This window comes from Bacillota bacterium, assembly GCA_012727955.1.
Taxonomy (GTDB): domain Bacteria; phylum Bacillota; class Limnochordia; order DTU087; family JAAYGB01; genus JAAYGB01.
Genome location: JAAYGB010000016.1, coordinates 23,885 through 50,474 on the forward strand (window position 1 = coordinate 23,885; position 26,590 = coordinate 50,474).

The 26,590-nt window shown below is 53.9% G+C and carries 23 protein-coding genes and 1 riboswitch; of the genes, 8 read left to right on the top strand and 15 right to left on the bottom strand.

Annotated elements, in window-relative coordinates; translation table 11 throughout:
- Nucleotides 1-77: 77 nt before the first annotated feature.
- Both GX030_03765 and GX030_03770 read right to left on the bottom strand, forming a co-directional pair.
- Nucleotides 78-1,229 carry a hypothetical protein gene (locus GX030_03765; protein ID NLV91495.1) on the bottom strand — a complete coding sequence of 384 codons (1,152 nt, stop codon included), beginning with the start codon at nt 1,227-1,229 and terminating at the stop codon, nt 78-80.
- A gap of 154 nt (nt 1,230-1,383) precedes the next feature.
- Complete coding sequence (locus tag GX030_03770) at nt 1,384-2,259, bottom strand: DegV family protein (GenBank protein ID NLV91496.1); 876 nt, start codon at nt 2,257-2,259, stop codon at nt 1,384-1,386.
- Nucleotides 2,260-2,417: 158 nt separating this feature from the next.
- Nucleotides 2,418-2,616: riboswitch (cobalamin riboswitch) on the top strand.
- Between the two features lie 173 nt (nt 2,617-2,789).
- Between GX030_03770 and GX030_03775 the strand changes: the two genes are divergently transcribed.
- The 3 genes from GX030_03775 to GX030_03785 are packed head-to-tail and all read left to right on the top strand — an operon-like array spanning nt 2,790 to nt 5,540.
- The gene (locus GX030_03775) at nt 2,790-3,683 is read left to right on the top strand and encodes a cobalamin-binding protein (protein ID NLV91497.1); all 894 of its coding nucleotides are present in this window, start codon (nt 2,790-2,792) and stop codon (nt 3,681-3,683) included.
- Nucleotides 3,676-4,740 (top strand): iron chelate uptake ABC transporter family permease subunit, encoded by a 1,065-nt coding sequence (locus GX030_03780; GenBank protein NLV91498.1) that lies wholly within the window; start codon nt 3,676-3,678, stop codon nt 4,738-4,740. Before GX030_03775 ends, GX030_03780 begins: the two co-directional genes overlap by 8 nt.
- Nucleotides 4,741-4,742: 2 nt before the next feature.
- The gene (locus GX030_03785) at nt 4,743-5,540 is read left to right on the top strand and encodes an ABC transporter ATP-binding protein (GenBank protein ID NLV91499.1); all 798 of its coding nucleotides are present in this window, start codon (nt 4,743-4,745) and stop codon (nt 5,538-5,540) included.
- Nucleotides 5,541-5,653: 113 nt separating this feature from the next.
- On the opposite strand, the gene gndA is transcribed toward GX030_03785, so the two are convergent.
- The 5 genes from gndA to dgoD all read right to left on the bottom strand — a co-directional run bounded on the left by gndA (nt 5,654) and on the right by dgoD (nt 11,785).
- Complete coding sequence (gene gndA / locus GX030_03790) at nt 5,654-7,069, bottom strand: NADP-dependent phosphogluconate dehydrogenase (protein NLV91500.1); 1,416 nt, start codon at nt 7,067-7,069, stop codon at nt 5,654-5,656.
- Between the two features lie 168 nt (nt 7,070-7,237).
- Nucleotides 7,238-7,423, bottom strand: coding sequence for an alpha/beta-type small acid-soluble spore protein (locus tag GX030_03795; protein ID NLV91501.1), 186 nt, complete (start codon nt 7,421-7,423; stop codon nt 7,238-7,240).
- A 56-nt stretch (nt 7,424-7,479) separates the two neighbouring features.
- On the bottom strand, nt 7,480-8,802 hold the full coding sequence (gene xylA, locus GX030_03800) for a xylose isomerase (GenBank protein NLV91502.1): 1,323 nt from the start codon (nt 8,800-8,802) through the stop codon (nt 7,480-7,482).
- 42 nt (nt 8,803-8,844) lie between these two features.
- On the bottom strand, nt 8,845-9,735 hold the full coding sequence (locus tag GX030_03805; GenBank protein ID NLV91503.1) for a fumarylacetoacetate hydrolase family protein: 891 nt from the start codon (nt 9,733-9,735) through the stop codon (nt 8,845-8,847).
- 901 nt (nt 9,736-10,636) lie between these two features.
- Nucleotides 10,637-11,785: a galactonate dehydratase gene (gene dgoD / locus GX030_03810; protein NLV91504.1), complete on the bottom strand. Its 1,149-nt coding sequence runs from the start codon at nt 11,783-11,785 to the stop codon at nt 10,637-10,639.
- Nucleotides 11,786-11,995: 210 nt separating this feature from the next.
- On the opposite strand from dgoD, the gene sdaAB reads away from it, so the two are divergent.
- Both sdaAB and sdaAA read left to right on the top strand, forming a co-directional pair.
- Nucleotides 11,996-12,679 (top strand): L-serine ammonia-lyase, iron-sulfur-dependent, subunit beta, encoded by a 684-nt coding sequence (gene sdaAB, locus GX030_03815; GenBank protein ID NLV91505.1) that lies wholly within the window; start codon nt 11,996-11,998, stop codon nt 12,677-12,679.
- Nucleotides 12,680-12,697: 18 nt separating this feature from the next.
- The gene (gene sdaAA / locus GX030_03820) at nt 12,698-13,576 is read left to right on the top strand and encodes an L-serine ammonia-lyase, iron-sulfur-dependent, subunit alpha (protein ID NLV91506.1); all 879 of its coding nucleotides are present in this window, start codon (nt 12,698-12,700) and stop codon (nt 13,574-13,576) included.
- 12 nt (nt 13,577-13,588) lie between these two features.
- Here the strand turns inward: sdaAA and GX030_03825 are convergent, their stop codons facing one another.
- On the bottom strand, nt 13,589-14,398 hold the full coding sequence (locus GX030_03825; protein NLV91507.1) for a hypothetical protein: 810 nt from the start codon (nt 14,396-14,398) through the stop codon (nt 13,589-13,591).
- A gap of 201 nt (nt 14,399-14,599) precedes the next feature.
- Here GX030_03825 and GX030_03830 point away from each other — a divergent pair, with 201 nt between their 5' ends.
- Nucleotides 14,600-15,187, top strand: a complete 588-nt coding sequence (locus GX030_03830) for a glycerol-3-phosphate acyltransferase (protein NLV91508.1) — start codon at nt 14,600-14,602, stop codon at nt 15,185-15,187.
- A gap of 163 nt (nt 15,188-15,350) precedes the next feature.
- Nucleotides 15,351-16,418 carry a Gfo/Idh/MocA family oxidoreductase gene (locus GX030_03835; GenBank protein ID NLV91509.1) on the top strand — a complete coding sequence of 356 codons (1,068 nt, stop codon included), beginning with the start codon at nt 15,351-15,353 and terminating at the stop codon, nt 16,416-16,418.
- Between the two features lie 76 nt (nt 16,419-16,494).
- Here GX030_03835 and abc-f read toward each other — a convergent pair whose 3' ends face one another.
- Complete coding sequence (gene abc-f / locus GX030_03840; protein ID NLV91510.1) at nt 16,495-18,258, bottom strand: ABC-F type ribosomal protection protein; 1,764 nt, start codon at nt 18,256-18,258, stop codon at nt 16,495-16,497.
- A 612-nt stretch (nt 18,259-18,870) separates the two neighbouring features.
- On the opposite strand from abc-f, the gene GX030_03845 reads away from it, so the two are divergent.
- The gene (locus GX030_03845; protein NLV91511.1) at nt 18,871-20,733 is read left to right on the top strand and encodes a cell division protein; all 1,863 of its coding nucleotides are present in this window, start codon (nt 18,871-18,873) and stop codon (nt 20,731-20,733) included.
- Between the two features lie 33 nt (nt 20,734-20,766).
- On the opposite strand, the gene truA is transcribed toward GX030_03845, so the two are convergent.
- The 6 genes from truA to GX030_03875 all read right to left on the bottom strand — a co-directional run bounded on the left by truA (nt 20,767) and on the right by GX030_03875 (nt 26,583).
- A complete protein-coding gene (truA, locus tag GX030_03850) occupies nt 20,767-21,525 on the bottom strand; it encodes a tRNA pseudouridine(38-40) synthase TruA (protein ID NLV91512.1) in 759 nt (252 codons plus the stop codon).
- Between the two features lie 56 nt (nt 21,526-21,581).
- A complete protein-coding gene (locus GX030_03855; protein ID NLV91513.1) occupies nt 21,582-22,565 on the bottom strand; it encodes a glycerophosphodiester phosphodiesterase in 984 nt (327 codons plus the stop codon).
- A gap of 199 nt (nt 22,566-22,764) precedes the next feature.
- The gene (locus GX030_03860) at nt 22,765-23,571 is read right to left on the bottom strand and encodes a sugar phosphate isomerase/epimerase (GenBank protein NLV91514.1); all 807 of its coding nucleotides are present in this window, start codon (nt 23,569-23,571) and stop codon (nt 22,765-22,767) included.
- Nucleotides 23,572-23,614: 43 nt separating this feature from the next.
- Complete coding sequence (locus GX030_03865; protein NLV91515.1) at nt 23,615-24,715, bottom strand: Gfo/Idh/MocA family oxidoreductase; 1,101 nt, start codon at nt 24,713-24,715, stop codon at nt 23,615-23,617.
- A 90-nt stretch (nt 24,716-24,805) separates the two neighbouring features.
- On the bottom strand, nt 24,806-25,993 hold the full coding sequence (locus GX030_03870) for a pyridoxal phosphate-dependent aminotransferase (GenBank protein NLV91516.1): 1,188 nt from the start codon (nt 25,991-25,993) through the stop codon (nt 24,806-24,808).
- Between the two features lie 119 nt (nt 25,994-26,112).
- Entirely contained in the window at nt 26,113-26,583 is a 471-nt protein-coding gene (locus tag GX030_03875; GenBank protein ID NLV91517.1) for a SoxR reducing system RseC family protein, read from the bottom strand.
- Nucleotides 26,584-26,590: the final 7 nt, after the last annotated feature.

Genomic DNA, 26,590 nt, shown 5'->3' on the forward strand with positions numbered 1-26,590 from the left:
TCATAGCCACCATAGTACTACCACACTCAAAGAGGAAAACCTCCACAATTGGCAAGATTGCCCAGCATCATCCTTTTCTAGATGGAGCCCTTGGGTGTAGGCTCTTCCCGCAGGACCACATCCACCAGCAGCGATGGAGCCCCCTCCGATAGATCGATTAATTGAACCTGGTAGATTTCAAACTCCGTGGGGGCAATACCCTGATTCCGCAGGAAATTCACTATCACCCGGCCTAGCAACTCGTCATCGGTTTCCGGAGTATGGTCGAAGGGTGGGTTGGGGATTTGAATTTGAATGAGATATCCCCGATAAGACATCACCCCATCGGAACCTAGGTTTGGCCGAGGCGGAAAGAATCGGACATTGTCTCCGAAAATCAAGCGATCAAGTCGGCGCCGCTCCGCCGCCGGCAATGACAAGGCCCTCAAATTAGCGGACACAAAATGGTCGTTGGGATTTAACACCAGGGCCCGACGATAGATCAAATAGGCTCCGCTGAAATCACCGATTGAGGCCAAATAGGAGCCGTAGTTGAGCAACACCATCCCGTCATCGGGCCGCAGCTCCAGCATAATCTGCAGTGCTGCACCGGCAATATCCCGCTCCTCCCCTGTCCATTCGTGGGTCAGACCTGCCAGGTAGTGAATCTGCTCCCACAGGTAATAGTACCGATCGTCGGCAAAAACCCCTGGTTCCAGGCGATAGGCACAATACATTGCATCAAAGGCCTCTTCTGCCAAGGACTCTTCCAGATACAGCGCGCCCAGCACCACCCAATCCATGGGTTCCTTTGGGCTGGCATGCTCCTCCAGCCATTCCCGGGCTGAGACATTGGTCTGGGGCAAGCAGCCAAATACTAAATCCGACATGGTAATTGGCAGCTGGTCACTGGCCATGTTTTCATTGCGCAGCAGAATTGCCACAGAGCCCTTGATGGCAGCCTTACGCACCTCTGCGTTGCTATCGGACAGTAAAGGATACAGGGCAGATAAATCAGCCAGCTGCCCGATTTGCCCCAGGGCCGTTGCTGCCATCTCCCTGACATACCATTTTTCTTCCTGTAAAGCTTTATCTAGGACAGGTCGAACCTCATCACCCCGCCGGAGAATCTCGTCAAGGATAGCGGTTCGCTCTCTTTTCTCACAGCTATTTATTCGTTGCCACAATTGTATCGATGACTCCGTCAGCGTCAATCCCTCCAAAAACTCCAAGCAGTAGCAAGCTGCCAAAGATTGCTCTCCATACGATAAGCAGAAGAGTCTTGCCTAGAAACCTAAATAGAGTTCATTACCTCTAAAACAAAATCCTGCCCACAGCAAAAAAGAGCTACCTCACAGGAGGCGGCTCCTCTTTGGCCCCTTCGACTATCTCAACAACAACTCCCTAGGCCTGACGATCCTGCCCATAGAAGAACACTGCCAGGGTGCCTGGTCCAGCATGAGCGCCAATAACGGGACCGATCTGGCTGATAAACACTCTGTCCACTTGGGCCTTTTCTTGGATCAAGGCAGCCAGCTGCTGGGCATCATCGGGGCAATCGGCATGGCTAATGCCAATCTCCTGTCCCGCAAGATCGACGCCTCGAGCCACCACCTCATCGGCTAGAGCCGAGATAGACTTCTTCCGACCCCTGACTTTGGATACCGGAATCAAGTGTCCTGCGTCATCCACATGAAGGATAGGTTTGACGTTGAGTATAGCGCCAACTGCAGCCTTCAGAGCCGACAACCGGCCTCCTCTCCGGAGATACTCCAAATCCTCGACCGTAAACCAGTGATTAAGTTTTAGTCGGTGCTCCGTCAGCCACTGGGCCGTCTCTTCCCGAGACTTACCCTCCATTCTCAGCCGCTGGGCCTCCTTCACCAACAAGCCCTGACCTAAGGACGCCGAGAGAGAATCGACCACGCTGATCCCGGCATCTGGATATTCCTCTAAGACCGTCTGCCGAGCCAACAAGGCAGTATTATATGTACCACTTAGGCCCGAGGATAAACACAGGTATAATACCTCCTGTCCATCGGCAGCGTAAGAGCGAAACAGATCAATGAGGGTAGATGCACTGGCTTGAGAAGTGCGGGTCATCGCCCCATTCCTCATGGCATCGTAGAAGGATCTGTGATCCTGGGAGCGACCAAAATCATCAAAGTACTCTTGATCATCGAGGGCGTAGACCAGACTCACCGTTGCGATATCGTTGGACTCAATAAAACCGGCCGGTAAATCACAACCAGAATCGGTGATCAGTACGAAATTAGCCATACTAGCTCTCCTCCTTTATCTATCGATAGTTTAACTGCTTTTTTCCCCATTATCAACCAAAGCGAGGATTCTTTATTTCAAATTGTCAGGCAGGGAAACTCCCCATTTTTGTGGAAGGAACATCAAGCTTAACTAACGGGTTTCCCGAAATCACAATATCATATTATTGGTCCGCCGGTGCCCCAGGTTTTCAACCATGGGGAGAATAGGGAATTCGGTGCAAATCCGAAACGGTCCCGCCACTGTGATCAGTCTGGCCCTCTCTAAGACAATCCACTGTCGCCAAAGCGATGGGAAGGAAAGGGAGGGTTGCTTCGGCTGTAAGTCAGGAGACCTGCCGGCGGATGGGCACCACGCTCTTCGGGTGAAAGAGAGGTGAAGTTTCCTTATTTCAAGGTTCAATGTTCCTTGAACTCTACCTCCTTGCCTATAGGCGGGAGGTATTTTTTGTCCCAACAGTGCAGAATGAATTGAGGGGAGGATAGGCACGCTCACCCGTTACCGTGCCGCTGACTATGAAAAATCCTTGGATGAAGTTCCTGCTGTTACTGGCAATCCTAGTCCTTTTCCCAGCGACGATTGCTGCTGGCAGTCCCGCTTCAATCAGAATCGTCGATGACCTGAATCGAGAGGTGATCCTGCCGCGCCCCGCAACAAGAATCGTCAGTCTGGTACCCAGTCATACCGAGATCTTGTTTGCCCTGGGAGCCGATGACCAAGTCGTGGGCGTTGATGAGTACAGTAATTGGCCAAAGGCCGCACAAAGCAAGCCTCAGGTGGGAAATCTTAACGGTATCAACTATGAAATGATCTTAGCTCTGCAGGCGGATCTGGTTCTGGTCCTTACCAGTCATCAGAACCAAGGGGTAATTGAGCGCTTAACGGATCTAGGGATTCCGGTGCTGGCCCTGGAAGCCCAGAGCATGGCAGAGACCTACGAGACTATTGCGACTTTGGGAACCGTTACCGGATGCGATGCCCAGGCAGAAGAGCTGATTTCGCAGATGCAAGCCAGAGTTGCCGCGGTCATCGAGGCAACCAGTGGTCTGCCAGCGGTTCCCGTGTTTTATGAAGTGTGGCACGATCCCCTAATGACCGCGGGTCCCGGTAGCTTTATTCAGGAATTGATTGAGCTGGCCGGTGGCCGCAACATCGCCGAGGATGCAGCCAGTGCCTGGCCCACCTTCAGTCTTGAAAGCCTGATCCAGCGAGATCCCCAGGTGATCATTACTTCCTTTGAGCAAACTATTGCGGACCTGGACAGCGGGGCCCGCCCCCAATGGCAGACCCTTTCTGCGGTTAGAAACGGAAGGTATTATCTCATCGATCCCGACATTATCGGCCGGCCTGGACCTCGCATCGTCGACGGCCTCGAAGCCATTGCAGCTATGATCCATCCAAAGGCGTTGGAGGCTCATGAGTAAATCAATCAATTTCAACCTAGTAACCTTGTTTCGCTCCCATAGTCTGGCAGTCTTGCTAATTGTGTTGGCAATCTCGATGGCCCTGGGACTGGCCATCGGTTCCGTCTACTTACCCCTTGACGAGATAGTCAAGATTCTGCTAAATACCATACCCGGCATCCAGGGAGAACCGACCTGGCCGGCCTGGCACGAGGTGATCCTTCTCCAGGTACGGTTGCCCCGTGTTCTCTTGGCAGGCCTAATCGGTGCCTGCCTTGCCCTGTCGGGGACCGTGTATCAAGGGATTTTCCGGAACCCAATGGCTGATCCCTATGTGATTGGAGTCAGCTCTGGGGCTGCCCTCGGCGCCGTGGCTGCGATGATGCTATCCCTGCGGCTTCCCTTTTTTGGGATGGGACCGATAGTGCCAATGGCCTTTGCCGGAGGCATTGCCACGATGCTTTTGGTCTATAAGGTGGCAGGAGTCAACGGTCGTTTACCCATCCTGCCCCTCCTCTTGACTGGGATTGCCGTTTCCGCGTTCTTGTCAGCCCTGGTCTCGGCGTTGGTCCTATTTAGCGAGGAGAGGCTAAGGGGTATCATGTTCTGGATGATGGGTGGACTTTCCCATGCCAGTTGGAGCTATGTGAAATTGGTAGCCCCCTATGTGACCATCGCTGCCGGCCTAGCCCTTGTCTTTGCTCGAGACTTAAACGCCCTCCTTCTCGGGGAGGAAGCTGCCCTCCATCTGGGAGTGCCCGTGGAGTCTAGAAAGGTGCTGTTTTTGACCATCAGTTCTTTACTGGCGGCCTGTGCCGTGGCAGTCAGTGGAATGATTGGATTTGTCGGACTGATTATCCCCCACATGGTGCGGCTGCTGCAGGGACCGGATCACCGCCGACTGGTGCCCGCGGCCCTAGTGGCAGGAGCCGCCTTCCTAATCCTTGCCGACACCTTGGCCCGCTCCCTGCTGGCGCCTGTGGAGATCCCCGTGGGAGTGGTGACCGCTTTCTTTGGCGGACCCTTCTTCCTCTTTATTCTCCGGCAACGTCGGCGTAGTTTTGTCGAAGGAGATTGAATATGCTGCAGGTAACGGATCTGACGGTAGAACTAGGTGAAGCCCTAGTCCTGAAGGAAGTTAATTTCGCCATGCCCCAGGGCCAGTGGCTGGGGATTATCGGTCCCAATGGAGCCGGAAAAACCAGCCTGTTGCGAACAATATCCCGGGCACTGCCTCCCCGGGCCGGTCAAGTGGTGGTCAATCACCGGGATCTATACAGAGAGATGACTGCCGGCACCTCGGCCCAGATGATGGCCGTCGTTCCCCAACAGACAATACTATCCTTCGACTTCACGGTGGCGGACTTTGTCCTGATGGGACGGCTTCCCCACCTGGGGCGCTTTGCCCGGGAAACGAAAAGGGATCTGGCCATCGTGGACCACGCTTTGAGCCTGACGGGGACCAAGGACTTGGCCCGCCGCAGCTTTCGCACCCTCAGCGGCGGTCAGCAACAGCTGGCAGCCATCGCGAGAGCCTTGGCCCAGGAGCCCAAGCTGCTGCTCTTGGACGAGCCCACCAATCATCTGGATATCAACCACCAAATCCAAATTATGGACGTGATCAAGCAGCTGAATCAAGAAAGTAATTTGACCGTTGTCTCTGTTCTCCACGACCTGAACCTGGCAGCGTTATATTGCGACCGGGTGATCCTGTTAAGGCAGGGCCGGCTGCAGGCCCATGGCAGCGTGGAGGATGTGTACCAGCTTCCGGTTTTGCAACAGGCCTATGGCTGTCCCTTGGTAATGGGTCGCCACCAACTGACCGGAAAGCCTCAGGTTCAGCCCGTTCCCCGTTATGCTCTGACAAATCCTTCGTAGTAATGCAGTAGGCGCCTTTGGCAATCTATTTTGCCAAAGGCGCCCTCACTATGTCCTAACCTATTTTGATCCCCTCGCTAGGCACCACAGTCCCACAGCTTGGATCGTTGACACTACACCCATTCCGTATGGAAATCCCCGTCTTTATCCAACCGCCGGTAAGTATGGGCACCGAAATAATCTCGCTGCGCCTGAAGCAGGTTGGCCGGCAGTCTCCCGCGACGATAGGAGTCGTAGTAAGCCAGGGACGAGCTAAAGCCTGGGACTGGAATCCCCGCTTCAGCGGCAAGACTTACTACCTTGCGCCATCCTGTTTGAGCTTCTTCTAAAGCGGTTTTGAAGTAGGGATCCAGCATCAAGTTAGCCAAATCTGGGTTGAGCTCATAGGCTTCGTTGATCCGATTGAGGAATTGGGCCCGAATAATACAGCCACCTCTCCAAATCAGGGCAATCTTCCCTAGATCCATGTCCTTCCAGCCATATTCCTGACCAGCTTCCCTCAGGAGCGCAAAACCTTGAGCGTAGGAGCAAATCTTGGAGGCGTACAAAGCATCAAAGATCCACTCAATCAACTGTTGTGGATCGCCAGAATAACTGGGCTCCGGTCCAGTAAGGATCGAGGATGCGGCAATTCGCTCCTGCCGGATCGCGGACATGGACCGGGCAAAGACAGCTTCGGCAATGGTCGGAGCAGGAATCCCTAGTTCTAAAGCCTCTTGGGCCGTCCATTTGCCGGTACCCTTTTGTCCCGCTTCATCAACGATGAGATCTACCAAGGGACGATTGGTTTCCGGGTCCATCCGGGTCAAGATGTCAGCGGTGATCTCAATCAAATAGGACTCTAATTCCCGCTCATTCCACTGTTGGAAAACCTCAGCCATCTCCGGAGCCGACATCCCCAGAAGCTGCTGCATCAGATAATAGGCCTCTCCGATCAGCTGCATATCACCGTACTCAATCCCATTGTGCACCGTTTTCACAAAGTGACCCACCCCATCGGTGCCTAGATAGGTGCAGCAGGGCGAACCATCAGCGGTCTTGGCTGAAATGTCGAGGAAAATCTGGCCCACCATATCCCAGGCTTCCTTAGGACCCCCGGGCATGATACTGGGACCATGTAACGCCCCCTCTTCTCCCCCGGAAACTCCGACCCCCATGTACAGAATTCCCTTTTCCCGCAGCTTTCGGTCACGACGGATAGAGTCCTCAAAATAGGAGTTACCACCGTCGATAATCAAATCTCCTTCATCCAAAAGGGGCACCAGTTGCTCGATGACGCCGTCGACGGGGGCACCGGCTTTAATCATCAACATGATCTTGCGCGGCCGCTTCAAGGATTGCACCAGCTCTTCCAAAGTTTTTGCCCCGATTACGGGCTTACCTGCCGCCCTCTCGGCGACAAATTGCTCCATAGTGCCCTGGCTGCGGTTCCACACCGCCACACTGTAGCCTTTGTTCATCATGTTTAGCGCCAGATTTTGCCCCATCACCGCCAATCCGGCTAAGCCAATATCTGCTTTTTCGACCATAGTAATCCTCTCCATTCTAAAATCCCGACCCCGATCACATGCAATATACCCCAAGGGTTGCAAAAATAACATTCTATCCAGGATTTCCCTAGAAACCCTGACACCATTTCTAGGTCGAGAAAGCAAAATCCTCTACCGGAAACGGACGGGAGAACCCGTCCGTTTTCACTAACTAGAGTCAGTCTCCCCTGCTAGCATACGTTCAGCCCGCTGAATCGCAGCCCGAACCAAGGAGCCTGCCTCTCTGGTTGTGATGTTACCCCAGTCACCGTCCTTGACCTTGTCATAGAACCCGAGTTCTTGGGCCAACTCGTACTTCAATCGGTCAGACATGACTTTACGCCTCCGCGGCATGAACATCACTCCCAGGTCTAGTGTCCCCTCTGAGAGGGATAACTAACTGCCCAATCCTAGACCTCCAGGAGATACCGGTTGAGAATGATCTCCAACAGCTCCTGTCGTCCAGAGGCGTTGGAAATCTGATCATTTTGCAGCGCATATTCCTCTAGTTCACTAAAGCCAACCTCTCCATTGACGATTCTCTGACCGATGCCCGTAGAATAGCTGGAGTATCGTTTAGCAACAAACTCTTCCAGTTCTCCGCTCTCCAAGAGTTTGTGGGCCACCTTCAGACCCCGGGCAAAGCTATCCATACCGGCGATGTGGCCGTAGAACAGATCGATGGGTTCAAAGGAGCCTCGCCGCACCTTGGCATCGAAGTTTAGACCACCCGGTGCCAGGCCACCGGCCTTGAGGATCTCGTACATGGCCAAGGTTGTGGTGTACAGGTTGGTGGGAAATTGGTCGGTGTCCCAACCCAGGAGCATATCCCCTTGATTGGCGTCCACGCTACCCAACATCCCGTTGATCCTGGCCATCGCCAGTTCATGCTGGAAGGTATGACCTGCCAAAGTGGCATGGTTTGCTTCAATGTTGATCTTGAAGTAGGGATCAAGCTTGTACTTGCGCAGGAAAGCCAAGACACTGGCAACATCAAAGTCATACTGGTGCTTGGTAGGCTCCTTGGGCTTGGGTTCAATCAAGAACTGACCGGTAAACCCAATCTCCTTGGCATAATCTACCGCCATGTGGAGAAACCGGGCAAAATTGTCCAGTTCCAGTTCCATGTCGGTGTTTAGCAGGGTCTCATAGCCCTCTCTGCCGCCCCAGAACACGTAATTTTCCCCGCCTAGCTGCTTGGTCACTTCCATCGCCTTTTTCACCTGAGCAGCAGCGTAGGCGAAAACATCGGCGTTAGGTGAGGTGGCAGCGCCGTGAACAAAGCGGGGATGGTTAAAGAGATTTGCCGTTCCCCACAACAGCTTGATTCCCGTTTCCTCCATCAACTCTTGGATTAGGGCGACAATCTCATCGAGGTTAGCGTTGGTTTCCTCCAAGGTGGCGCCTTCCGGCGCAATGTCCCGGTCATGGAAACAAAAGTAAGGAACATCAAGCTTATCCATGAACTCAAAGGCAGCTCTGGCCACCGTCTTCGCCCTTTCCATGGGAGATGTCACATCGCTCCAGGGACGAAGCATCGTGCCGGCACCAAAGGGGTCCACTCCCTCGGCGGTAAAGGTGTGCCAATAGGCTACGGAAAACCGGAGATGCTCCCGCATAGTCTCCCCGCCAATCACCTCGTCGGGGTTGTAGTACTTAAAGGCCAATGGGTTAGTGGAATCCTTTCCTTCGTACCGAATCTTCTGTGGGACCTCCGGGAAAAACTCAGTCATTTGTCCTCACCTCTCTAGTATTTTTCCGACCAATTGGGCCTATTACTTCACAACGTTACGCAGGGTTCCCAGCCCTTCAATGCTGCACTCAACAACATCGCCGGGTCTTAAGTATGTGGGGGGATCCATTCCCATGCCCACTCCTGCAGGGGTGCCGGTGGCAATGATGTCCCCAGCCTCTAGGGTCAATCCCGCCGACAGCTCGCTGATCAGAGTGGGAATGTCAAAGATTAGGTGTCTAGTATTCGAATGCTGGCGCAGCTCGCCGTTAACTTTGCTGCAGATCTCAAGCTCCAGGGGCAAGGGCACGGCGGAACTATGGAGAATGTAAGGCCCCATGGCTGCGAAGGTATCCAGGCTCTTTCCTTTTAGCCATTGTCCATGTCGCCGCTGCAAATCCCTAGCTGTGATGTCATTAAACACGGAGTATCCGAAAATGTAATCGGCAGCCTCTTCCTTGGGAATATTGCTCCCGGACTTACCGATGACAATCGCCAGTTCCACCTCGTAATCCAGTTCGGAAGTGATATCCCTGTGGCTGTCGATTTCCCCATCGGGCCCGATGATCTTGGTGGCCAATTTGGTGAAAAACACCGGAGCTGACGGTAGTTTTGACTTATCAGCCACAGACTGAGATTCTGCCACATGCTCCTTGTAGTTTAATCCCAAACAAATAATGTTTCGCAAGGGTCTCGGGATGGGAGCGCACAACTCCACCTCCGATAGCGACAGGAATTGATTCTGGGATTCCCCCTTGGTCAAATATGCATTGATGATACCGATGGCGTCACTGTTAAAGCCGCGAATAAAATCCAGCATCCCCTCAGGAATATCCAGCTCAGATACCGCCGTCAAGGGAAGTATTTTCTGCCGCTGGGGACAATACACCCCAATGCGCTCACTGCCTTCGTACCGATATGTCAAGAAATACAACTTGTGACCTCCCCACCAATATTGTGGCCCAGGACCCGAGCCCAGCATCTGCAAGATCGGGAGTAATTACCAGCGACTTAGTTGGATAGTAACGAAGTTGCCGGGCACAATACCAGTGAGGTCAGATCCGGCAAACTCCTTCCAAAGTCCAGTCCTTTGGAAGCGTATCCGAACACAGGTAACCACGGAATTAGGGTTCTGCCGCCACTTCCGGCGGTATCGTGGTTACGCCCACTGACGGATGATCGGTTTTCACAAGGATGTGAACCGAGATGAGTGCCAAATCACCGGATCTGGCCTCTTTTTTGCCCTCGATGAGCTTCCTTCCGACTCCACCCTTACCCCAAGCAAATTAGGAAAAAGGCAGTACTTACCAGCCCATCGGCTGCATACTAGCGAAGCCGCCGGGCACAATACCAGTGAGGTCAGATCCGGCAAACTCCTTCCAAAGTCCAGTCCTTTGGAAGCATATCCGAACACAGGTAACCACGGAATTAGGGTTCTGCCGCCACTTCCGGCGGTATCGTGGTTACTCCCATTGACGGATGATCGGTTTTCACAAGGATGTGAAGACCGAAATGAGTGCCAAATTACCGGATCTGGCCTCTTTTTTTGCCCTCGATGAGCTTTCTGCCGATTTCGCCCTTGCCCACGGAAAATAGGAACAAGAGACTATATCAACCTACCCGCCCAGGCATATCGTAACAGTGATACAGTTACTCTTGACACAGGGAGGTGTGCGCTGTGGTAGAAGCCAAGGGCAAGGGCATCTACGACGGGTTTACCTTTATCATCTTCTTGATTCTAATTCTGCTCCTGTTGGGCACGTTTGCTTACTACTAAACACCTCCGGCGCGCCTCACAATGTGAGGCCGCTTTTTGTTTGTCCTACTGCCCAACTTTACCACTCGGCGACGGTACCGTCGTGACGCCGCCATACGGGGTTTCTCCAATTGTGCCCTTCCTTGGCTGCGGCCCTGACTCGCTCTTCATTGACCTCGATCCCCAGGCCAGGACCTTCTGGGATTTGCACATATCCACCACTGTAACGGAATACCGCGGGATCCATTAGGTAATCTAATAGGTCGCTGCCCTCATTATAGTGAATACCCAAGCTCTGTTCCTGAATGAAGGCATTGGGGCTGCAAGCATCCACTTGGAGACAGGCGGCAAGGGCAATGGGCCCCAAGGGACAGTGAGGGGCCAAGGCCACGTCGTAGGCTTCGGCCATAGCAGCAATCTTTCGCACTTCTAGGATTCCTCCGGCATGGGACACGTCCGGTTGAATGATATCGACATATCCTTGGGCCAACAAATGCTTGAAATCCCACCGGGTAAACATCCGCTCACCGGTAGCGATAGGAATGGAAGTCAAGTTGGCGATATCCCTCAGCGCCTCGTTGTTTTCTGGAAGTACGGGCTCCTCAATGAACATCGGGTGCAGAGGTTCAAGCTCTTTGGCCAATACCTTCGCCATCGTCTTAGTCACCCGACCATGAAAGTCGATGCCGATCCCCAGATCCTTTCCACCAACCTCCCTAACCGCTGCTACCCGATCTACTACCTCCTGCACCTTGGCGAAGGAATCGACATAATGCATCTCTTCTGTCGCATTCATCTTCACCGCGGTGAATCCCGCGGCAATTTGTTCTTGGGCTTCCTTCGCCACTGCCGAGGGACGATCCCCACCGATCCAATTGTATACTTGTATTTTGTCCCGAGCTTTGCCTCCCAAAAGCTCGTAAATGGGGGCGTTGTAGAACTTTCCCTTAATATCCCACAGGGCCTGCTCTATCCCCGACAGGGCGCTGGTCAGTATCGGTCCACCACGGTAGAACCCTCCTCGATACAACACCTGCCAGTGATCTTCAATAGGCCGCGGGTCCTTACCAATTAAGTACTCCGACAGCTCCTGAACCGCAGTTTCCACCGTCGCCGCTCTCCCTTCAACGACGGGTTCCCCCCATCCCACTAACCCGGTATCTGTCTCAATCCGCAAGAACAACCAACGGGGCTTAACCAAGAAGGTTTCCATTTTGGTGATTTTCATCGAAAAGCACGCCTCCTGCCAACTAGTGGAATATCCTCTAGCTTCGCTGTTTGTTGCTGCTCTCCTTTCCCCGATAGCCTCTTCATTGGCGACAGGGATCCCATCTTGTCTAAAAAGTCAGGGAACGGGGCCCAAGCCTGGTGCAATGCCCCAATAAACGGTACAATGAACATGGTAGCTGTTGGAGAAGTTATGCCATGGGTATGATCCATGGTCGGGGAGGTTGTGTCATTGGCCAATATCTTTGAAATCATTGGGCCCACTATGGTTGGTCCCTCCAGCTCCCATACGGCCGGCGCAGCGAGGCTGGGGAAAATAGCGCGGGTGATTTTAGCCGACATACCAGCGGTGGCCCATATTCGCTTACACGGTTCCTTTGCCCGCACCTATCGGGGACACGGTACCGACAAAGCTCTCATCGGTGGTCTTTTGGGCTACGACTCCGATGATCTACGGATCCGGGACAGCCTAAGGGCAGCCCAGGATGCGGGATTAGAATACCACTTTGAACCGACGGATCTAGGGGACTTCCATCCCAATACTGCCCTAATTGAGCTAACTGGTAGAGGGGGGAAATCCGTCCGAGTCCTTGGTTCCTCCGTGGGCGGCGGCAAGGTGCGGATCCTCCGGGTTAACGACCTTGATGTAGACTTTACCGGAGAATATACTACCCTGTTGGTTCCCCATCGTGATGCTCCCGGGGTAGTGGCCGCTGTCACCAGTTTGTTGTCCCAACACCGAATCAACATTGCCCAGATGAAGGTCTACCGGGCCGGACGGGGCAAACAGGCAATGATCGTACTGGAAACCGATGAGGGGATCGACAATACTTTGCAGGAACAGATTGACAGGCTCGAACACGTCACTAGATCAGTGGTAGTCAATCCCGTTTGATTAGGGGGTAATCTCAAAGTGCAATTTACTTCTGTACAGGAACTCATCGAATTAGCAGAAAATTCACAGCAGACAATTGGCCAGATCGTTTTGGCCCAGCAAGTCGAAGAACTCGGAAGCTCCTCGGAGGAGATCTATCAGCGGATGGCAGGTAAATTGGCTACCATGCGCCAGGCGGCCAGCGAGGGAAAAGCCCTGACACAGCGCTCACCCAGCGGACTGAGCGGCGGCGATGCCAACAAGATGGACGCGGCCCTGCGGGCCGGGAAGACCGTCGGCGGGAGGGTGCTGGGAAAGGCATTGGTCACTGCTCTGGCAGTAACGGAGGTTAACGCCTGTATGGGGCGAATTGTCGCTTCGCCCACCGCCGGAGCCTGCGGCATTCTACCCGCGTCCATCTTGACTATCCTTGAGGAGCAGGATTTGCCGCTAGAAAAAGGAGTAATGGGCCTGTTTACCGCGGGAGGAATTGGCATGGTCATCGCCTCCCGAGCCACTATTTCCGGCGCGGAAGGCGGATGCCAGGCTGAATGCGGCAGTGCCGCTGCCATGGCCGCAGCGGCATTGGTGGAAATGATGGGTGGAACCCCAACCCAAGCGGGACATGCCTGTGCCATCGCCTTGAAGAACATCCTGGGCTCAGTCTGTGATCCAGTAGCCGGCCTGGTAGAGGCTCCCTGTATCAAACGCAACACCATCGGTGTTGCCAACGCTTTGGTGGCAACGGATCTAGCCCTAGCCGGCATTACCAGTGTTATCCCCGTTGATGAAGTCATCGATGCCATGGGCTCCGTGGGCCAATTAATGTCCGCGGCTCTGCGGGAAACGGCAGAAGGTGGACTGGCCGCTACGCCAACGGGTCGAAGAATCGCTCAGGAAGTTTTTGGCGACAGATAGCCCAAGGTAGGCTCACAGCCTGTCCTGGGGCTGGTTACACAACAGGATTGCACCCATGGCTCCGAAATAGGGGCCATGGTCGAGGATAGTGAAGTCGTGCCCCAGTTGCCGCCCCACTCCCACTAGTCCATCCTTGATCAGCGGATTCTTTGTAGGAGATCCGGCGATAAGTATATGTTCAGTGCCACAGGTCTTGGCTGCTTGGATTGACAACAGGGACACCGTCTCCATTACAAGCTGCAGGATTGCCGCGGCAAGGTCTGGCGGTGTTGCGGCAGCAATTGCTGTGTTACCGAAATTAGCCGCGGTCAGGGAGCTTAGTACCGGCGAATCCTGCGCGTCGGGATACAAGTCTGACACCATCAAGTCCACCCGGCGCCGGTCTCCCCTCCTGGCCATCTCCACAACTTGGGCAAAATCCCTGGTTCCAAGGAGTAAGGAGGCCAGACCAGTGATGGTTCCGCCGCCCACCGCTGTGCCGGTAACTCGATGACTTCCCTCATCAGAGACCAAGAAAATGGATGTGCCGGTCCCAAGACTGGTCAGGATATAGGGCTGCTTCCAAGCCAGCTGACCAGCATAGTAGCGAGAACCGGTGCAGAAGCTCACCAGTTCATCGGTGATAGTTACCCTGTCGGGGTACTTAGCTTGAAGTAGCGGTGCGCCGCAGCCTGTGGCGCAAATAGGCGTGTTGGGATACTGCTCCAGCAGCTGATCCAGACCCTCGTCTTGCTGCGGTTCAAAGGTAAAGTACTGATTATCCCTTTCATCTACCAAAACAACCTTAGTCAAAGAGCCACCTACGTCTATTCCCAGTTGCACTCGTCCATCAGTCCTTCTGCGTCATTTGGCCCTTAGGAGGAACCCCTTCACTCAATGCCGAATTATTATAGCAGGAGAATATGCCTACACAATGTCCTCGAGTCCTTCTATTTTTCAACGTGGACAAGGCAATTCCCTGTTGCCTGGCTGACAAGTACTTTGCAGGCAGTCGACTCTCGGCTGAGTGAGAGGGGGAAAGGGATGGCTCTCTACTATCTATTGCTTAGCTATTTAGTAGGCTCAATTCCCTTCGCATATGTGTTCACTAAACTGAGCTCCGGCTCCGACATTCGCCGGATCGCTTCCCAAAACGTTGGCACCACTAACGTAATGCTCAATGTTGGCTGGTTGCCTGGATTGCTGACCATGATTGGCGACGTTGGCAAAGGGGTAGCCGTTGGGCTACTTGCCGATCTGTGCCCCATTCGCTGGGTGCGAGCCCTAATGCCTGCGGTGGCCATCGTCGGTCACAATTGGCCCATTTGGCTCAAATTCAAGGGCGGTGGAGGCTTAGCTACCTTCATCGGTGGTAGTTTGGCTACCAGGAATTTCTCGGGAACAATTATTGCCGTCCTGATTTGGGGCCTATCCTTCCTACTGATCAAGGACCATGATCGTAGTGCCTTGGTGGCCTGTATTGCCGCTCCCCTAGCTTTTTTGCTGTTGGGTGTCTCCAGCCCCTCTTTAGTGTTCTACGGAACTTCCAGTGTGGCCATCGGCGCCCGCAGGATCCAAAGCATCCTAGAGAAGCGATTCAGCCATCGGAGGCAGAGACAGGTGCCTGTGTAGCTATACCATAGGTTGAATTTAGATTGGATCCGGGACAGCGGCCTAGCGAGCTGCTGTCCCCTTTGTTTTTCGCTAGAAGGGTCAGCGGATTTGCAAAGGTATCTTCCCTTCCGTGGGTAACCATGTATTAGGATTCAGATTGATCAATTGAGAGGTGGTTACCATGGTACAAAGGGTGGCGATCATTGGGCAAGGACGCAGCGGACGGGATATCCATGCCTATTCCCTGGGAAAAATGCCGGACAAATACCAGGTTGTCGCTGTAGTCGACCTCCTCGAGGAACGGCGAATTCGGGCTAAAGAGGAACTGGGATGTGACGTCTACGCTGACTACAGAGAGCTTTTCCAGCGGGACGACATCGATCTGATCATCAACGCCAGCTATAGCCACATGCATGTTCCCATTACCCTCGACTGTCTCAACCACGGATACCATGTCCTGTGTGAAAAACCCCTAGCTCGAAGGGCGGCAGAGGTCGATACACTAATTGCCGCCGCCCAAGAAAACGACAAAATCTTGGCGATCTTTCAACAGTCTCGCTATGCCCCTGCCTTTCGAAAGCTAAGGGAAGTAATCGATTCCGGGGTCTTGGGTAGAATCGTCCAGATTAGTATTGCCTACAACGGCTTTGCCCGCCGCTGGGACTGGCAAACCCTCCAGGAGTATAACGGTGGCAATCTGCTCAACACCGGTCCCCACCCCGTCGATCAGGCTCTGCAGCTCTTTGGAACCGACATCATGCCACAGGTGACCTGTATTATGGATCGGGCCAACACCTTCGGTGATGCCGAGGATTATGTCAAGCTCCTGCTTCACGGTCATGGCCGGCCCACCATCGACGTCGAGATCTCCTCCTGCTGTGCCTACCCCAGCTTCACCTATAATGTGCAGGGAACCTATGGTGGGCTCAAGGGCACCACTACTCACTTAGAGTGGAAATATTACCTACCCTCAGAAGCGCCGGAACAGCGCCTTATTCGGGAGCCCATCTCCAAACCCGATGGCACCCCGGCATATTGCCGAGAGGAATTGATCTTGCATGAAGATTGCTGGGATGTTCCCCAGGAGCAACAACGAGACCTATTCCATACCATGGCCCAATCCTTCTACGAGATGTTGTACAAAACCCTGACGGAAAATGTCCCCTTGGAGATCACACCCCAGGAAGTACGGCAGCAAATCGCAGTGATGGAGGAATGTCACCGGCAAAACCCCCTTCCCATCCTCTAAGAGAATCTAAAGGGTTGCCCAGCAAGGAATTAACCTAATCTTGCCGGGCAACCCCCTTGGGCTTCCCTTCCTGTTCTTACCCTTTTCTCAGCTTCCTCGATAGCTCCAGAAATTCTGCCTCCAGCTGCGAATACTCCGGATCTGCCCTATCCATAAAGGCCAACTGAGAATTCAGGGTTGCCAGGCGGTTCTGCCACAACAGCCTCTCCTCGACAGAGATCTCAGGATCCGACTCACCGCCATTACCCTTTGGCTCCTCTGTCCTGTTCCGGCTGGCATGGTACTGCTCAAATCCTTGATCATAGGTATGGATCCTGCCGCTCTCGATGGCTAGGATCTTGGTGGCAACTCGGCGGAGCAGATAGCGATCATGGGAGATCAACACTAAGGTTCCGGAGTAGTCCACCAGGGCATCCTCGAGCCTTTCCCGTGAAGGTAAATCCAGGTGCTCCGTTGGTTCATCGAGGATGAGGAGGTTATACTCCGACAGCAGCAAGCGCAGCAGCGCCACCCGTTTCCTCTCTCCGGTACTTAAGATCGCGATGGATTTTTCCAGATCCTGCGCAGCAAACAGGAATCCAGCCAGCATCGTTCTTACCCAAGTGATAGTCTCCGGAGTCTGCTGGGGAAACACCTCCAGCACCCCTTCCAGAATGGTAGCCGTGGGATCGAGGGTCTCCAGTTCCTGGTCCAAGTACCCGATGTGAGCCCCCGGCGACACCCACAACTCTCCCTCGGTCTGCTGTTCTTCTCCTAGAATCATCTTAGCCAGGGTAGTCTTACCGGCGCCGTTGGCGCCAACCACGCCTACCTTGTCCCCCCGCAGGATAGTGAAGTCGCTGGCGGTGAACAATTCCTTGGCAAAGGACTTTGCCAACCCTCTGCCCAGGATCATTCTTCTGCCCCCGGCACTCTCTTGAAAATTCAGTGCAGCAATGGACCTTTCTCTTTGGGGCTTCTCCACTTGGGTCTCCTTCATCGCTTCCAGCCTCTTGATGGTAGATTTTGCCCTCCGGGCCATCCCCTTGGCCTTCTTGCGATAGTATTCCTTGACTCCCATCCGACCCTCGCCTTTTTTCCGGGAATCACGGTGAGCCCGATCAGCCCATTCCATCTGCCGCGAGATGGCGGCCTCAATCCGCTTAACTTCCTTTTGCGCCGCCTCGTATCTGGCCAACTGCTGCTGATAGGCAGCTGCCTTTGCCTGGCGGTAATCACTGTAGGTTCCGACAAACTCCTTGGCACCCTTAGGGGTTAACTCCACGATTCTGTCAACTACCTGATCTAGAAAGTAGCGGTCATGGGAGACTACTACCACTGTACCGGGGTAGTCCTTGACAAATCCCTCCAGCCAGGCTAGTCCCTCCTGATCCAAGTGATTGGTGGGCTCGTCAAGCAACAGGAGTCCAGGACAGGACAACCACGCTTGAGCCAGGCTCAGCCTGGTTCTTTGTCCGCCGCTGAGATTGGCGATCAAAAGAGCCTTTTCACTCTCAGCAAAGCCAAAACGACTTAGGGTTTCTAGGACCCCAGCCTGTGCCGCCGCACCCAGCCTCTCACAGCGGTGAGTCAGTAATTGCTGCGGTGTTAGCTCACCGGGAAAAACCGGGTTTTGGGGAACGTATTCAATCTGCAGCAAATCTTGGTAATAGATGATAGACCCTTTAGAGGGTGTATCTTCTCCAGCGATAATTTTGAGCACTGTGCTCTTGCCGACGCCATTGGCACCGACAAATCCAATCTTCTCCCCTTCTCTAATGAGCCAATCTACATTGGTAAAAATCTGATGGTAGCCAAAATCCTTGGATAAGCCGGTAATTTGCACTAATGGTCTGGACACAAAAAATCCCCCTTCAGACAAATTGGGGGTGAGACATACCGATTGAGACAGAGCCGTCCTGCCGGTAACGACAAACACAAAAAGCGCGCTGACTAACGCCAGTCACCGCGCCACCAACGGGCAAAGCCCACGAAAAAATTAGCAGTTGTCAATAGTTCGAAGGAGGGTTTTCCCGCCCCTTCGCGAGAACCGCATGCGCGTAGATAGACGGCAACCTGTCAGTCTCACCTTAGCATGTAACTAGGTTATCGGTCGCAGTCTGAATTCGCATGTTCGTCTCCTTTCAAGAATCCCTTCGGAAATGGCTGTAAAGCCCAGCAAAGAACAATATCTCCCTGCTGCACCCTTAGTATACCGGATTTTCCGCCTCATCACAAGTTCCATGAGTACTTTGGTCTTAAGGATGAATTCGAGGCACACGGCCTAGGGCCAATCATCTATCCCTAGCTCTTGTTCTCCTTGGAGCCCGAACCTACAATCCTGATTAAAAAAGGACCGCAATGGCAAATACCTTCATGCCCCAGGTGATCACCTAACTTCTTGGCAGGGCCAATCCCCCCTTGTGTGGAAGAAATATGCAGGACAGGCTTACCCTGGGAGGTGTGAAGGGAAATGAATGGACGTGACACCAACTACATCTACGCTTTGGATATCGGGACTCGGAAAGTGGCAGGAATTCTCCTAGGCAACGCCGCTGAAGCACCGGAGATTGTCGATGCCGTAGTGCTTGAGCAAGGCGTAGGTTCCATGGAAGATGGTCAAATCCACGACATTTCCGGGGTCAGCAACGTAATCAAAGAGGTTACGCAGAAGATTGAGAACCAAAGGGGCCTCAAGCTCACCTCCGCCGCCGTAGCAGCTGCCGGTAGAGCCCTGCGTACGCAGTTAGGAACGGCTTCTTTGGAGGTATCACCGCTGGATCCCATTGATCAAGAACTGATCCACAGTCTTGAAATGGAAGCAGTGATGGACGCCAGAAACCAACTGCGGCAACAAAATCGGACCTCCTTTACCGTCGGCCCCAACCCCTATATGTTTGTTGCCTACTCCGTCACCAAATATGAGCTTGACGGAGATCGCATTGCGTCCCTAGTTGGCCAGCGGGGGAACCGAATCGGTGTCGAGGTGATCGCCACCTTTCTGCCCCGAGTGGTGGTGGACTCCCTATCGGCGTCCTTAGCCGCTGCCGGCCTAAAGATGAGCTCCTTGACTCTGGAACCCATCGCTGCCTTGCACGTCGCCATTCCCCCCAGTATGCGGGCCCTGAACTTGGCCTTGGTGGACGTCGGTGCCGGTACCTCGGACATCGCCATCACCAAAAATAAGTCCATCGTCGCCTATGGAATGGTCACTGCGGCAGGCGATGAAATTACCTCCCTGATTATGGAGCGATACCTCCTGGATTTTCCCGAAGCGGAGCGGGTAAAAAGGCAGCTGGTAGCGACAGAGGTAATTGAGTTTGTCGATGTCCTCGGGCTAACCCATTCCCTACCGGCCACGGAGCTCTGCCGAGAAATTGCCCCAGTGGTGAACCAATTGGCGGAGCAACTGGCCCAGGAAATCCTGAGGCTCAACCATGACACCTGTCCCCAAGCGGTGATGTGTGTCGGTGGAGGATCACTCACCCCCGGGTTAACGAAGCAGCTGGCCAAGCACCTGGGCCTGCCCGAAAATCGCGTGGCCCTTCGAGACCGCACCGGGGTGTCGAAGATTGCGGGATGCGAAGAAGAGCTCTTTGGTCCCGCCTCCGTTACCCCCTTGGGCATTGCCCTGCTGGCCAGCAGTGAGAATGCTTCGCCCTTTCTTGATCTCACCATTAATGGCCGCCAAGAGTACAAGTTACTAAAAAGCGCTACTCGTACTGTGAAGGATGCCGTCATCGGCGCTGGAATCAGCCTGACGCGACTGTTGGGAATCCCCGGGGAATCCTTAACGGTGACCATCAATGGCAAGAAACGGGTCTTTCCCGGCAGTATGGGACAGCCAGCCCAAATCACCAAGAATGGCATCGAGTGCAGTCTACAGGATCCCGTCGCTTCAGGGGATCACCTGGAGATCTCCGAGCCCATTAACGGCTCCCCACGGGAAGTCACCGTCGCCGATCTATTACGAGAGGAGCCTGCGTTGCAGCCCGATGCTCAAGTGCTGGTCAATGGCAGACCCGCGGGTCCCTCAACGAGGTTGCAAAATGGCGAAGAGATTCTCATCGAGGCGCCAAGGGAAAGGGAGAGGAAGTCGGAACCACAAAAGCAGCTGCATTCCATCACCGTTACCGTCAACGGTACCCCCTTGATCTTGGAGGCCAAGACCTCGCAGCGGAAACATCGTTTTATCGTCAGTGACATCTTCCCCCATCACAATCCCGCGGAGCAGCGGCGCAAGAACGGCACCTTGACCATCCAGGTAAACGGGGAGATTGCTGGATTTGTCACTCCAATAGTTGACGGCGACGATATTCGCTTTCTCTGGAGATAGCTTGCAAGGGACCTGACATCCCCTTCGTGACGCCTATCCCTTCTCTAGCTGATCATGATAGTAGACTTCCGCCAGAAATAGCCCTTGCGGCGGTACGGTAAACCCCGCCTCCCGCCTATGTCCCGCGAGAAAGATTTCGTCGACATACTCGGGAGGCTCCTTGCCCAACCCCACCTCCAGCAAGGTACCTACGATAATCCTTACCATGTGGCGTAAGAACCCGTTACCAACAATGCTGATTGTCACCCAAGGGCCCTCCCGTTCAATGTCAACGCGGTCAATGTGGCGAATTGTGGACTTTCTCCGCTTTTTTAGGGAGGAAAAGGCGATAAAGTCATGGGTTCCCACCAGCTTGGCGGCAGCCTGGCGCATTGAATCAAGGTCAAGGCGTTGAGGCACGTGGTAGCTATAGCGCCGCTCGAGAGCCGATGGCACCCGGTGATTCCAGATGCGGTAAACATACCTGCGACCCTGGGCGTTGTGGCGTGCGTGAAACCGGTCCTCAGCCTCTTCTAACTCCTTCACTACGATATCCTCGGGCAAGTAGTGATTGAGATATTCCTGGATCTCCTCCAAGGTCCAATCGGTGTCCAGCCGGCAATTGGCCACCTGACCCAGGGCATGGACTCCAGCGTCGGTGCGTCCCGAGCCAACGACCTCAACCGGGACTCCCACCATTCTCGACAGGACAGCTTCTATTTTCCCCTGGATAGTTCGCTCCGTTTTGTTCTGGCGCTGCCACCCCAAATATCTTCCGCCATCGTATTCGATGATCAATTTCAGATTGCGCATACCAGCCCTCCACCCCTAATCCTTTCCATCCCAGAACCGGGAGACATCCTTGCTTGCTATTTCACCAAGGGAGCCAGCCTATCAATGCGGTTAGTCCAAATTCCTCCGCTATAACCCTTGGGAATCCGGGCCAGATCCTCGGCACTATCAAAGCCTTCCGAGAATTTACCGCTCCCGGCCACCAGAATTATTCGAGTATCGACGGCCTCCATCCGCTGAAGAAACCGATGGGGCCAGCCCCAAAGAAAGGGCGCAAATTTCTCAGGAATGTGCAGTTGGGTATTTCTCATCGCGGCGGGAACATACCCACTCCACCCAACGGCCAGATATGATAACAAAGCCCGCTTTAGCGTGGCCATGGACATCACCCGCAGCTGGGGTATCGCCTCTTTGAGAGCGGCAATGGGTTCATCGCCACCATAGACCGCCAAAGTTTCCAACCGCTCCGAGGGCAGTTGAAGCAAGAACTCTGCCAATCTAGCTCCTTCCTCCGGATCATTGCTCTTAATGTTAAGCAGCAACTGCCGATCGGGGAAGGCATCTAGAACCTCTGACAAGGAAGGAAGCAGCCCCACGCCCTTTCCTCGAAAGGGGTAGGTTTGGCCTCCATCGGCAGTATAGCCGTAGCCAATGTCTAACTCCTTCAGCTCCGCCAGAGTGTGCTCCCGGGTAACCCCCTGACCATCGGTTCGACACTCCAAGGTCCAGTCGTGAAACACTGCAAACTCATTGTCCGCTGTCAGCTGGATATCAAGCTCGACGATGTCTGCACCATGGTCAAAGGCTGCTTGCATAGATGCAATAGTATTTTCCAGGTACGGATGCTCCGGTGGATAGATGCCTTTGGCAGTACAAGTTTCATTGGTAATACCAGCCATGGGAAAGGTCTGCGCCAGTCCCCGATGGGCCAACAGGAAGGGCTTCTTGTCCCCCGTTCTCACCAACCAAGAAGCATTGATGAGGTAGATCACTAAAATTAGGGAGAGGATTACCCAAAACCTCTTCCGAGCAATTAAGCGCCGAAAATACTTCAACTTCATCCCGCCTTTACAGGACTAGACTTCCGACGGTGCCTCGACTTAAGCACCTACCTAATTGTCTGCAGGACCATGGATTCTTGCGGGGAAGTGCTAGTTCCTTCAGATTGCACAAACGGAGAGAGCACGAAGGAATGGGCCCCCTTCGTGCTCCACCAACCAAAGTCCCCATTGGATTTGAGGGGACGTTAAGCTCTCAAGCCTACTTGATGTGCTGCCGGACCCACTCCAGGCCCTTGCGGTACCCTTCCGCGGAGTCGGTCTTACCTTCATACTCCACACACCAAACCCCATCATACCCAACATCCTGCAGACACTTGACGGCCCAGTGAAGGTCTATTTCACCTTCACCGAGGGCAGTGCCCACGTAGTCTGCTAAACTGCCCCGTCCGTCTTTTAAGTGACAGTGCAGCACGTAGGGAGCGATGGTGGCATAGAACTCATTAACCTTGTCTAAGGAGTGACCAGCCCAGCGATAGTTCATTGTATCCAAGTTGGCACCGATACTGTCGCTGCCCAGCTCTTGAAAGAGCCTGACCTGCAAGTCCGCGTCATTGGTAACCAAACCATGGTTATCCAAAGCCATGAGCAAGCCCTGCCTCTCGGCCGCCGGCAAACTCCGAGAAAATCCCTCCAGCATCAGATCAAACCACTGGGATTCCTCAACGCCTTCCTTGGGCCAACCACCGTCGACCCGCAGGATCTTCACCTCGAGAAGCGAAGCTAAAGCCCCCACTTGCTCCATCCGCTCTACTTGGCGGGTCATCTCCTCTGGGCTGGTAACGAGGAAATCGTTTTGGGCGGCAAGGGCGGAACACCTCATCCCTCGTTCCGCCAGCATTTCCTTGACTCGACGGGCTTGAGCCTCCGCCTCGGCATAGGATGCATCCCCGGCCCAAATATCTGAGGCCATCAGTTCCGTGTACTCAAACCCAGTCTCAGAGGCATAGGTCAAGAATGTCTCCAAGTCACCGGGAAAGTTGTAATGCACCAAGCCTAACTTAACCATCCTCAGGCCCTCCTTTGCCCGTACTTATCGCCTTCCTTAGCAGTTAGCCAATGCACCAATTGATGTCGTTAACCAACTCGACCTTTCCAGAATCTGCGGAGCGAATTCCCGCATCCAACAGAGCCATGGCATCGAGGTTAAGGGGCAGATCCAAGGTAGGATGCAAGGGCTCACCGGTCCTCAAGTGGTGAAGCATTTCCTCGGCAATGTCAGCCCGGCCCTCCGGTAGGGTCATATCTTCGAATACTTGTGTGGGCTCCTTGCTGCCTCGCTCAGTGTAAACCAAGAGCCGATTGCCACCATCGATAACTAAGGTACCCTTTTCACCATAGATGATGGGTCCTGTTGGAATTCCGGTATGGAAGGTGGTCCAGGTACCCTCCAGGATCGCGATGGCCCGAGAAAAACGTGCGGTGATGACTGCATTATCATCGGCATCGCCATAGTGGGAGAGCAGATTAGCCCGAATACCAGTGGCCGCCACTGCCCGCTCACCTAGGAACCAGCTGGACAAGCAAGCACCATAGCAGCAGTAGTCCAAAAGTGCTCCACCACCGGGCTTGCGTTGATGCCACCACTCGGCGCCCTTCTCCTCGTCGGTGACCTGCTGACCGTAGGACAGGGGTCCCATGGAGGGGCCATTACGCCACTTGACCTCCCAAACGGTGCCGATCTCGCCAGCGTCGATTAATTCCTTCGCTTTGCGAACTGCCGGCCACCAGGTAGCGGGCCAGTTGACCACCAATTTGACGCCAGCATTCTTAGCGGCGCGAACCATCCGCAGCGCCTCAGACAAACTAGCAGCCATGGGTTTTTCCGTCAACATGTGGATCCCCTTGGCAGCGATGGCCTCGGCAACTTCCCCGTGCCGCGCGTTCTCGGGACAGAAAATGATGATATCAAACTCTTCCTTTTCCAACATCTCCCGGTAGTCGTCATAGGCCTTGGGAATTCCGGTGTCCTCCAGGGCCCGCTCCAGGTTAGCGCGACGAGTGCCCGGCTCAACGGACAATGAAGGAACTAGGGGCACTGTATCGGCACAGGCCACCCATTCTACGTCATCCCTCTTGGCAAAGGAATCAATTAACCCGTTAACGTGCATGTGGGCAAATCCTATTACCCCCACCCGGTACTTGTTGCTCACAACTGATCAACTCCTTGATGTATTAAGTAGCTTCGGACTGCATTTGACTGTAACGTTGTTGCAACCATTGTCTAATTTAGACAGTCTTGGTCAGTCTCCTTGTTGATTGTCCACTTTCTTTGCCGCTGCTGCCATTCTCTCCAAAGCTTCCTGCAGGATCGGACGGGGGCAAGCAAAGTTAAGTCGCAGGTAATTATCCCCGCCGGGCCCAAAGTACTGACCATCATTCAATACCACACCGGCCTCCTCGACAAAATAACGATGAAGTTTATCCGGGGCCAAGCTCAATTGACTGCACTCCAGCCAACTTAAGTAGGTTCCCTCGGGCTGCATGACCTTGATCCCAGGGATGTACTCTTCTATGTAAGCTGCGACGAAATCTCGGTTTTCCTGTAGATACTTCAGCAATGCCTCCAGCCAAGGCTCGCCATGGCGATAGGCCGCCTCCATGGCCACAATGCCAAAGAGATTGGTGGGCGCGCCAACGGCTTCCATCCTATTGGCAAAGGTCTGTCGAAGCTTTGGGTTTTCAATAATTACCGCTGCCGTCGACAGGCCGGCAAGGTTAAAGGTCTTACTGGGCGCCATACAGGTGACGGTAAACTGCGAGATTTCCTCGGACAAGGAGGCAATGGGAGTGTAGCTATGACCTGTGTAGACAAAATCGGAATGAATGTCGTCGGACACAATAATTACTCCATGCTTTGCACACAGCTGGGCCAAGGCTTCCAGTTCCCTCTTGGTCCAGACCCGACCGCCGGGATTGTGGGGGTTGCAGAGAAACAGCAATTTGGTTCTTCCGTCAATCTTTTTCTCCAGGTCCTCCAAGTCCATCACGTAGCGACCCGCCTCGAGTTTGAGGGGATTGGTCACCACATGACAGCCGTTAGTGGTAATCGCCTGGTAAAAGGGCCTGTACACCGGGGATTGGACAATGACCTTGTCTCCGGGGTTGGTAAAGGCCATAACGGCTAAGGCTAGTCCATCCACGACACCGCCCAAGAGCTGCACCCACTCGGCTTCAACCTTCCACTGATGTCTTTTCCAGATCCAGTCCACCAGGGCAGCAATCGCCTCTGTCGGCGCCAGTGAATACCCGTAGACTGGATGTTGGATTCTCTTGAGCAGCGCCCGGGTCACTTCCGGTGGCGCCACAAAATCCATGTCAGCTACCGATAGGGGGATCAGGTCCTCCCGTCCGTAAAGCTGCCGAGGAGAATCCCACTTGACGCACCGAGTTCCAACGCGTTCAATAACCTGGTCGAAATTGAACTCCATCTCCAAACCTCCACCTCATCTAGGTATATTATAGCAAGAGCTGTCTCGGTACATCCGAAACAGCTCCCTTCTAGCTCAGCTATGGCCCAGGCACTCCCGGCAGCAGGTCCGGCTTGACCTTATTTCTCGTGGACAAATTGGCATCCCTGACATCCTGGAGCAATGGTCAATTCCTGGGCATCAGCGTAGGCCACCACAGAGTAGGTGTAGTCCTGTGCCCCAAAGTATTTCGTACAGTAGTTAAAGGAGACAGCAATGACAAAGCCAGCGATGATATAAGCCCACCAGGAGCTATCGGCAGCCAGCAGACTATTACTAATCAGATAGGCTGCCAGACCCGCCAACAAGGGAAAGAGGTAGATGCCAAAGGCTGCCTTGAGAGCTAGACTACTGTCGTACTCAATATCCACCCAGTCCCCCACGGCAGCGTTAATATCATTGGTGGCTGTCAAAGTCAACTCACTGTTGGTCGGTCCAAAGATTTGGCCGTGGGCGCAGTTACCCCCACAACCCCCCTGACGGTAGATTTGCACCAATACATGCCCCGTCGGTTCTAGGGATACGATCTGTCCCGTCTTTCTTTGCGCCATCAAGTTC